We start from the raw sequence: 8544 nt of genomic DNA, 5'->3' as shown, positions 1-8544 counted from the left end.
GATCCGGCAGGCGTCCTGCCTAAGCCCTACGGCAGCGCCAGCATCCGCTCCAGCGCCAGCTTGGCGAACGCCTCGGTCTCCTTGTCGACCTCGATCCGGTTGACCAGGTTGCCCTCGGCCAGCGACTCCAGGGCCCAGACCAGGTGGGGCAGGTCGATGCGGTTCATGGTCGAGCAGAAGCAGACCGTCTTGTCGAGGAAGACGATCTCCTTGCCCTCGGGCGCGAAACGCTCGGCGAGCCGGCGTACGAGATTGAGCTCGGTGCCGATGGCCCACTTGGAACCGGCCGGGGCCGCCTCCAGCGCCTTGATGATGTACTCCGTCGAACCGACGTGGTCGGCGGCCGCGACGACCTCGTGCCGGCACTCCGGGTGCACCAGGACGTTGACGCCGGGGATGCGCTCGCGGACGTCGTTCACCGAGTCCAGCGAGAAGCGGCCGTGCACCGAGCAGTGGCCGCGCCACAGGATCATCTTCGCGTCGCGCAGCTGCTCGGCGGTCAGCCCGCCGTTCGGCTTGTGCGGGTTGTAGAGGACGCAGTCCTCCATCGACATGCCCATGTCCCGCACCGCCGTGTTCCGGCCGAGGTGCTGGTCGGGCAGGAACAGCACCTTCTCGCCCTGCTGGAAGGCCCACTCCAGCGCCCGCTGGGCGTTGGAGGAGGTGCAGATCGTGCCGCCGTGCTTGCCGGTGAACGCCTTGATGTCGGCGGAGGAGTTCATGTACGACACCGGCACGACCTGCTCGGCCACGCCGGCCTCGGTCAGTACGTCCCAGCACTCGGCGACCTGCTCGGCCGTGGCCATGTCGGCCATGGAGCAGCCGGCGGCGAGGTCCGGCAGGACCACCTTCTGCTCGTCGGACGTCAGGATGTCGGCGGACTCCGCCATGAAGTGCACACCGCAGAACACGATGTACTCGGCCTCCGGGCGCGCGGCGGCGTCCCGGGCCAGCTTGAAGGAGTCACCCGTCACGTCGGCGAACTGGATGACCTCGTCGCGCTGGTAGTGGTGGCCGAGCACGAAGACCTTGTCGCCGAGCTTCTCCTTGGCCGCGCGGGCGCGCGCCACGAGATCGGGGTCGGACGGCGAGGGCAGGTCACCGGGACACTCGACGCCGCGCTCGCTCTTCGGGTCGGCCTCACGGCCGAGGAGCAGCAGGGCAAGAGGAGTCGGCTGTACGTCGAGCTCCGGGGTCTGGGCGGTGGTCACGACACGCACCCTTTCTACTTTTCGTCGAATTGACGTTATCTATCATAACCCGGTTCACGTCAGTTTGACGATGGTCATAGCGTCGATGTGACGTGAATCCCGATGAGGCGTTTTCCGCTTCCGGGAGCATGTGCGAGCATGAAGGAGGCGCCGAAATAAGGCGCCCGGCCCGGAATGAATCCGCGGCCTTGCCGGTTGCACTCGTCGGCAAGCAGTCTCCGTACAACCCGGGAGAGATGTAGATGTCCGTATCGGACGAGACCACCACCGTCACCGACGGCATCGTGCTGACCGACGCCGCCGCGTCCAAGGTCAAGGCCCTGCTCGACCAGGAGGGCCGTGACGACCTCGCCCTGCGTGTGGCCGTCCAGCCCGGTGGCTGCTCCGGCCTGCGTTACCAGCTCTTCTTCGACGAGCGCGCCCTCGACGGCGACGTCGAGAAGGACTTCGGCGGAGTCAAGGTCGTCACCGACCGCATGAGCGCCCCGTACCTGGGCGGCGCCACCATCGACTTCGTGGACACGATCGAGAAGCAGGGCTTCACGATCGACAACCCGAACGCGACGGGCTCCTGCGCCTGCGGCGACTCCTTCAGCTGAGCCGTCCGGCCCACTGACACAGCCGAAGGCGGCGGCCCCCTCCGACAGGGCCGCCGCCTTCGCGTTTGTGCGGGATGCACCGCCCGCCGGGCTACTGCGCCGCGACGGTCCCCGGCAGCCGTGCGCCCTGCTTCTGCTGCGCGAGCGCCTTGCCGTCCGAGCCCTTGACCGTACGGTCGCCGACCGGCTGGTCCAGCTGCACGGTCCGGTGCAGCTCCTTGGCGATCATGATGCAGACCTTGCCCTTCCAGGGCTTCTCGGTGACCTTGACGGTCACCTGGCCCGCGCTCTCGCCCGCCGTCGCCGTGTAGTCGGCGCACACCCCGCCCGTGAAGTTCACGGTCAGCTCCTTGCCGTCCGCGGTGTAGCCGTCCACCTTGACGTCACGCGTGGCCGGCGCCGAGGTCGGCTCGTCGCCCGGGACGGTCGCCGACGGGGTGGGGGAGGCCGAGTTCGAGGCGAGGTACTTCGGGTCCACGGCCGGATACGTCACCGTGAAGCCGTTCTGCGCGCCCGCGCCCTTCACCTGGAAGAGCCAGGACGGCACCAGTGCCTGCCGCCCGTCCACGGCCCGCGCGGCCAGCCCGAACACCGCGCTCTGGATGGTGACGGTCTCCTTCGGGGTGGTACCGGCCGTCGACCTCCCGCACGGCTGCTCCAGCCGGTCCTTCAGCGGTACGGGGCTGGCGCAGCCGCCGATGCCCATGCGGTGGTCGGTCGTGGGCGCCGAGTTCATCAGCGCCAGCGTCTTGTGCGCGCTCAGCACGGGATACGTGTCGCTCTTCTCCGGCGCCTTCAACCGGCCGGTTCCGCCGACCACTTCGCCCTGCGCGCTCACCGTCAGGCCGGTCGTCCAGCCGTGGGTGGGCAGATCGCCGACCCGGGGATCGGCGTTCACCACCCGCTGGGCGCCCATGACCTGGCTCGCGTCCACCTTGACGTCGTCCTGCCCGATCGCCTTGAGCACCGGCGCCGCGGCCCGCTCGGCGTCCGCCTCGCTCACCCGCTTCCCGGCGGGGTTGGCGGGGTCCTTGGTGCAGGTGGCGATGCCGTTGCAGTCGTCGGTGCCGGCCACGTACCGGCGGAACGTCCACGTCCCGGGCGCCTGCTTGTCCACCACCAGGCTCGGTCCGGACCCGTCCTTGGAGGGGCCGATCTGCCAGGCCTGCCCCCGCAGCACCGGCGTCCCGTCCAGCCCGAGGGCCTTCGCCAGCCGCGTCACGTCGTCCTTGCCGACCTCGCCGCTCGCCCGGTACACGGGCGCGGAGCCGGGCCCGCCGGGCAGCGAGCCGTCGACCTTGTACGTCACGCCGTAGGGGTTGGGCTCCCCGGGCGCGATGCCGTTCGAACCGCCGGTGGAGTACCCGTCGAGAGCCAGCGGCGGGGGAGTGCCGCCGCCGGACGCCCCGGAGCCCGCGTCCGACCCGTTCCCTCCGGAAGCCCCCATGGCCAGATACGCACCACCACCTCCCACGAGCAGCACGGCGGCGGCCACGGAGGCGACGAGCACGGGGGTGCGCCGACGGGAGGGCGGCGTGGGGTCGAGCTCATGGGGCCCGGGGACCTCGGTGGGCTCGGCGGCACCGTCACCGCTGCCGCCGGCGTCGGCGCCGGGCGCGTCTTCCGAGGCAGCCGTCGCGCCGGCGGCGGCCGCCGTGGCCTTGTGGTCCGCGGCTCCGTCGTCCGCGGCCTCGTCGCCCGCAGCATCGCCCTTCGCGGGCTCGGCCTCAGCGCCCTCGGCCTTCGCCGACTCGCCCTCGGAAACCCAAGGCTCCATGGACTCGCCCTCGGAAACCCCAGGCTCCATGGACTCGCCCTCGGAAACCCCAGGCTTCACAGCCTCGCCCTCGGCCTCGGAAGACACGGCCTGATTGGCCCCGTCCTCGGAAGCCCCGCCCCCGGAAACCCCGTCCCGCGCCCTGTCCGCAGCCTCCGGCCCGGTCTCCGCGGCGCCGGGAGCCCCGGCGCCGGTGGCGCGCTGCTCCGTCCCGTCGCTCCGCTCGTCGGCGGAGTCGGCGGCGTCGTTGTCGGGTCGCTCGGTGTTCACCGCATCGCTCCTTCGGCTGCACTGCTGTCCTGTGACCCTGACCCGGCCCTGTCAAAAAGGACCGCGGGGGGTCGTATCGCGTATCCCCTCGAAGGGGGACGGCGATGGGACGCAGCGGGGGAGCGCGCGGTTCCCTCGAGCGCGCCGAACGGAGCTGCCGGGCCGGGTTCAGTCGCCGTAGTCCGACATGGCCTCCAGCAGCCGGGCCGAGGTCGGAGGCACCTTCACGCCGTGGATGAGTGACGGGGGTACCGGAAGGGGAACGATCCGTTCGGGAGCGGCCCAGTGGGGGACCATCCGGGCGCAGTCGCCGCGCAGCGACGCGAGGTCGCCTTCGAGGTCGACCGGTGCCGGAGTATGGACCTTGAGGTTCGTCATAACGGAACCGTATGCACGCACACGCCCGCGAAGAAAGATCTACTATCGGGTAGTTTTGGCCACTTCAGAGGCCCATCACGACCCGGTAGCGTGAACTGTCAACCCGTCTCCCCACAGGAGAATCCCCCGTGCGCATCGCAGTCACAGGCTCCATCGCCACCGACCACCTCATGACCTTCCCAGGCCGCTTCGCCGACCAGCTCGTCGCGGACCAGCTGCACACGGTCTCGCTCTCCTTCCTGGTCGACAACCTCGACGTCCGCCGGGGCGGCGTGGGCGCGAACATCGCCTTCGGCATGGGCCAGCTCGGCACGGAGCCGATCCTGGTCGGCGCCGCCGGCTTCGACTTCGACGAGTACCGCGCCTGGCTGGAACGCCACGGCGTCGACACCGACTCGGTCCGTATCTCGGAGACGCTGCACACCGCGCGCTTCGTCTGCACCACGGACGCCGACCACAACCAGATCGGCTCGTTCTACACGGGTGCGATGAGCGAGGCCCGGCTGATCGAGCTGAAGACCGTCGCGGACCGCGTCGGCGGCCTCGACCTGGTCCTGATCGGTGCCGACGACCCGGAGGGCATGCTCCGGCACACGGAGGAGTGCCGCTCGCGCGGCATCCCCTTCGCCGCCGACTTCTCCCAGCAGATCGCCCGCATGGACGGCGACGAGATCCGGATACTGCTGGACGGCGCGACGTACCTCTTCTCGAACCAGTACGAGAAGGGCCTGATCGAGTCCAAGACCGGCTGGAGCGACGCCGAGATCCTCGCCAAGGTCGGCCACCGCGTCACCACGCTCGGCTCGAGCGGTGTCCGCATCGAGCGGGCCGGCGAGGACCCGATCGAGGTCGGCTGCCCCGACGAGGAGCGCAAGGCCGACCCCACGGGCGTCGGCGACGCCTTCCGCGCCGGGTTCCTGTCCGGGCTGGCCTGGGGTGTCTCGCTGGAGCGCGCCGCGCAGGTCGGCTGCATGCTGGCGACCCTCGTCATCGAGACCGTGGGCACCCAGGAGTACCAGCTCCGCCGCGGCCACTTCATGGACCGCTTCATGAAGGCCTACGGCGACGAACCAGCGGCCGAGGTCCGCAAGTACCTGGCCTGAACTAGGACACCCGGCGGACCACGTACGCAGCACCGTGGTCCGCCGGCTCCTCGCCCACGTACTCCTGCTCCCGCATCTCGCACCACGCGGGGATGTCCAGGCGGGCCGCCTCGTCGTCGGACAGCACGCGGACCAGGCCGCCGACCGGCACGTCCCCGATGACCTTGGCCAGCTCGATGACGGGGATCGGGCAGCGCTTGCCCAGGGCGTCGACGACCAGGACGTCCTGCTGCACGGTGGCCGCCGGGGCGGGCGCCCCGAGCTTCTCGCGCACCCCCGCCACGGCCCCCGGCAGCACCTCCAGGAACCGCTCGACGTCCTCCGCGCCCGTTCCCGCGGGCAGCGAGACGCGCACGTTCCCCTCGCTGAGCACCCCCATCGCCTTCAGCACATGGCTGGGCGTCAGCGTGCTGCTCGTGCACGACGATCCCGACGAGACCGAGAAACCCGCCCGGTCCAGCTCGTGCAGCAATGTCTCCCCGTCGACATAGAGACAGGAGAAGGTGACGATCCCCGGCAGCCGCCGCTCCGGATCCCCGACCACCTCCACGTCCGCCACCAGCTCGGGCACCCGCGCCCGGATCCGCTCCGTCAGCTCCCGCAGCCGTAGCGCCGCTTGCGCGGCCTCCGCGCGCACGGCCCGCAGTGAGGCGGCCGCCGCCACGATCGCCGGCAGGTTCTCGAACCCGGCGGCCCGCCCGGACTCCCGCTCGTCGGCGGGCCCTTGCGGCGCGAACCGCACGCCCTTGCGCACGACGAGCAGCCCCACCCCCGAGGGCCCGCCCCACTTGTGGGCGCTGCCCGTCAGCAGCGACCAGTCGCCCTCGACCGGCCCCCAGCCGAGCGACTGCGCCGCGTCCACCAGCAGCGGCACCCCGGACTCCCGGCACAGCGCCGCCACTTCCGTCACCGGCTGCTCGGTCCCCACCTCGTGGTTGGCCGACTGCAGACAGGCCAGCGCGGTGCCGGGGCGCAGAGCGGCGGCGTACGACGCGGGCGTCACCCGGCCCAGCCGGTCCACCTCGACCCGGGTGACGCCGCCGCCGGCGGCCTCGTGCGTGTCAGCCGCATGGAGCACAGAGGAGTGTTCGATCGCCGACACGATCAGGTGACGCCCGATCCGGTGACGCCCGGCCAACGCGCCCGCGATGCCGGTGTGCACGGCCTGCGTCCCGGACGAGGTGAAGACCAGCTCGTCCGCCCGGCACCCCACCGCCTCGGCGGCCGCCTCCCGCGCCGCTTCCAGCAGCAACCGGGCCCGCCGCCCCTCCCGGTACAACCGAGCAGGATCCGCCCATCCTTCGTCCAGGGAGGCCAACAGCGCCTGACGAGCGACAGGATGAAGAGGCGCAGCCGAAGCAGCATCGAAATAGGACATGCGTAAACGCTAAGACGCGCTGGACCGCAGCGGGTGTGGAAGGGGCGCGGGGAACGGCGCGACAGGCCACAAACCACCCGCAGCCGCCAAACCAGCGAACCACCCTGCCCACTAGGCCCCCCTCCCCGCGAACCCCCGGAGGGCGTCGGCTAGGGTTTGGTCCGCATAAACATCCAAACCCCTGCCCGACGCAGGGCGGCGACCGACCATCGAGAAGGCAGGCCGCAGCCAACCGCGCGGGCGAGACTCTCGGGAAGGCGCTACGTGAGTCCCAACGGCTCCGACCGCTCGCCGCGGCGCCCGATGCGGCGGAAGCTGCTGCAGGCAATGACCGCGGGCCTGGTCCTGGCGACCGCCACCGGTTGCACATACAAGGACTTCCCCCGCCTTGGTATGCCCACCCCGACCACGGAAGAGGCTCCGCGGATCCTCTCCCTGTGGCAGGGTTCCTGGGCCGCCGCGCTCGCCACCGGCGTGCTGGTGTGGGGCCTGATCATCTGGAGCACGATCTTCCACCGGCGCAGCCGCACCAAGGTCGAGGTTCCGCCGCAGACCCGGTACAACATGCCGATCGAGGCGCTGTACACGGTCGTTCCGCTCGTCATCGTCTCGGTGTTCTTCTACTTCACGGCCCGTGACGAGTCGAAGATCCTCAGCCTCACGGACAAGAAGCCGTCAGTCACGGTGAACGTGGTGGGCTTCCAGTGGAGCTGGGGCTTCAACTACGTCGAGCCCGTCGCGGGTTCCACCGGTGACGCGAAGACCGACAAGAACCTGGCCGCCATTCCGGACCGGTTCAAGAAGGACTTCCCGGCGAACGCCGGCGGTGTCTACGACGTCGGCACGCCGGCCACGAAGAACCCGCAGACCGGCAACCCGGGCCCGACCCTGTGGCTGCCCAAGGGCAAGACGGTCCGCTTCGTCCTCACCTCTCGTGACGTCATCCACTCCTTCTGGGTGGTGCCGTTCCTGATGAAGATGGACGTCATCCCGGGCCACACCAACTCCTTCCAGGTGACCCCCAACAAGGAGGGCACCTTCCTGGGCAAGTGCGCCGAGCTGTGCGGCGTCGACCACTCCCGGATGCTGTTCAACGTGAAGGTCGTCTCCCCTGAGCGCTACGAGCAGCACCTCAAGGACCTCGCCAAGAAGGGGCAGACCGGTTACGTTCCCGCCGGCATCGCGCAGACGAGCCACGAGAAGAACCGGGAGACGAACAACCTGTGAGCATCCTCAACGAACCCCAGGGTGCCGCGGCAGCTGAGGGACACTACTCAGACGAGCTGCCGGTCCGGCGCAAGCAGCCCGGCAATGTCGTGATCAAGTGGCTGACGACCACTGACCACAAGACGATCGGGACGCTGTATCTCGTCACGTCGTTCGCGTTCTTCCTGATCGGCGGCGTGATGGCGCTGCTGATGCGCGCCGAACTGGCCCGGCCTGGTCTGCAGATCATGTCGAACGAGCAGTTCAACCAGGCGTTCACGATGCACGGCACGATCATGCTGCTGATGTTCGCGACGCCGCTGTTCGCCGGCTTCACGAACTGGATCATGCCGCTGCAGATCGGCGCCCCGGACGTGGCGTTCCCGCGGCTGAACATGTTCGCCTACTGGCTGTACCTGTTCGGCTCGACCATCGCCGTGGGCGGCTTCCTGACCCCCTCCGGCGCGGCCGACTTCGGCTGGTTCGCCTACTCCCCGCTCTCCGACGCGGTCCGCTCCCCGGGCGTTGGCGCCGACCTGTGGATCATGGGTCTGGCCTTCTCCGGCTTCGGCACCATCCTCGGCGCGGTCAACTTCATCACCACCATCATCTGCATGCGCGC

General features: G+C 70.0%; 8 protein-coding genes. 4 read left to right on the top strand and 4 right to left on the bottom strand.

The window, feature by feature from the left end; translation table 11 throughout:
• Positions 1–26 precede the first annotated feature (26 nt).
• A complete protein-coding gene (gene nadA, locus ACFU97_RS45910; RefSeq protein WP_384269230.1) occupies positions 27–1211 on the bottom strand; it encodes a quinolinate synthase NadA in 1185 nt (394 codons plus the stop codon).
• 242 nt (positions 1212–1453) lie between these two features.
• Between nadA and ACFU97_RS45905 the strand changes: the two genes are divergently transcribed.
• Positions 1454–1810: a HesB/IscA family protein gene (locus ACFU97_RS45905; protein WP_384269228.1), complete on the top strand. Its 357-nt coding sequence runs from the start codon at positions 1454–1456 to the stop codon at positions 1808–1810.
• A gap of 91 nt (positions 1811–1901) precedes the next feature.
• Here ACFU97_RS45905 and ACFU97_RS45900 read toward each other — a convergent pair whose 3' ends face one another.
• Complete coding sequence (locus tag ACFU97_RS45900; RefSeq protein ID WP_384269232.1) at positions 1902–3587, bottom strand: hypothetical protein; 1686 nt, start codon at positions 3585–3587, stop codon at positions 1902–1904.
• Positions 3588–4025: 438 nt separating this feature from the next.
• Positions 4026–4235 carry a hypothetical protein gene (locus ACFU97_RS45895; protein ID WP_384269226.1) on the bottom strand — a complete coding sequence of 70 codons (210 nt, stop codon included), beginning with the start codon at positions 4233–4235 and terminating at the stop codon, positions 4026–4028.
• Positions 4236–4363: 128 nt separating this feature from the next.
• On the opposite strand from ACFU97_RS45895, the gene ACFU97_RS45890 reads away from it, so the two are divergent.
• Positions 4364–5338 (top strand): carbohydrate kinase family protein, encoded by a 975-nt coding sequence (locus ACFU97_RS45890; RefSeq protein ID WP_384269224.1) that lies wholly within the window; start codon positions 4364–4366, stop codon positions 5336–5338.
• A 1-nt stretch (position 5339) separates the two neighbouring features.
• Here ACFU97_RS45890 and ACFU97_RS45885 read toward each other — a convergent pair whose 3' ends face one another.
• A complete protein-coding gene (locus ACFU97_RS45885; RefSeq protein WP_384269222.1) occupies positions 5340–6716 on the bottom strand; it encodes a cysteine desulfurase/sulfurtransferase TusA family protein in 1377 nt (458 codons plus the stop codon).
• 264 nt (positions 6717–6980) lie between these two features.
• Here ACFU97_RS45885 and coxB point away from each other — a divergent pair, with 264 nt between their 5' ends.
• Positions 6981–7943: a cytochrome c oxidase subunit II gene (gene coxB / locus ACFU97_RS45880; RefSeq protein ID WP_384269219.1), complete on the top strand. Its 963-nt coding sequence runs from the start codon at positions 6981–6983 to the stop codon at positions 7941–7943.
• A partial coding sequence (locus tag ACFU97_RS45875) for a cbb3-type cytochrome c oxidase subunit I (RefSeq protein ID WP_384269216.1) occupies positions 7940–8544 on the top strand: 605 nt, incomplete at its 3' end. The genes coxB and ACFU97_RS45875, both read left to right, overlap by 4 nt.

The sequence above is a fragment of the Streptomyces sp. NPDC057616 genome (assembly GCF_042800575.1).
Classification (GTDB): domain Bacteria; phylum Actinomycetota; class Actinomycetes; order Streptomycetales; family Streptomycetaceae; genus Streptomyces.
The sequence above is the reverse complement of the archived record's forward strand: the minus strand, read 5'-3'. Positions and strand labels throughout refer to the sequence as shown.

Coding starts and splice junctions, on each gene's coding strand:
- ACFU97_RS45885 (WP_384269222.1), bottom strand. CDS start 6,716: ATGTCCTATTTCGATGCTGCTTCGGCTGCGCCTCTTCATCCTGTCGCT.
- ACFU97_RS45905 (WP_384269228.1), top strand. CDS start 1,454: ATGTCCGTATCGGACGAGACCACCACCGTCACCGACGGCATCGTGCTG.
- ACFU97_RS45900 (WP_384269232.1), bottom strand. CDS start 3,587: ATGGAGCCTTGGGTTTCCGAGGGCGAGTCGGCGAAGGCCGAGGGCGCT.
- ACFU97_RS45895 (WP_384269226.1), bottom strand. CDS start 4,235: ATGACGAACCTCAAGGTCCATACTCCGGCACCGGTCGACCTCGAAGGC.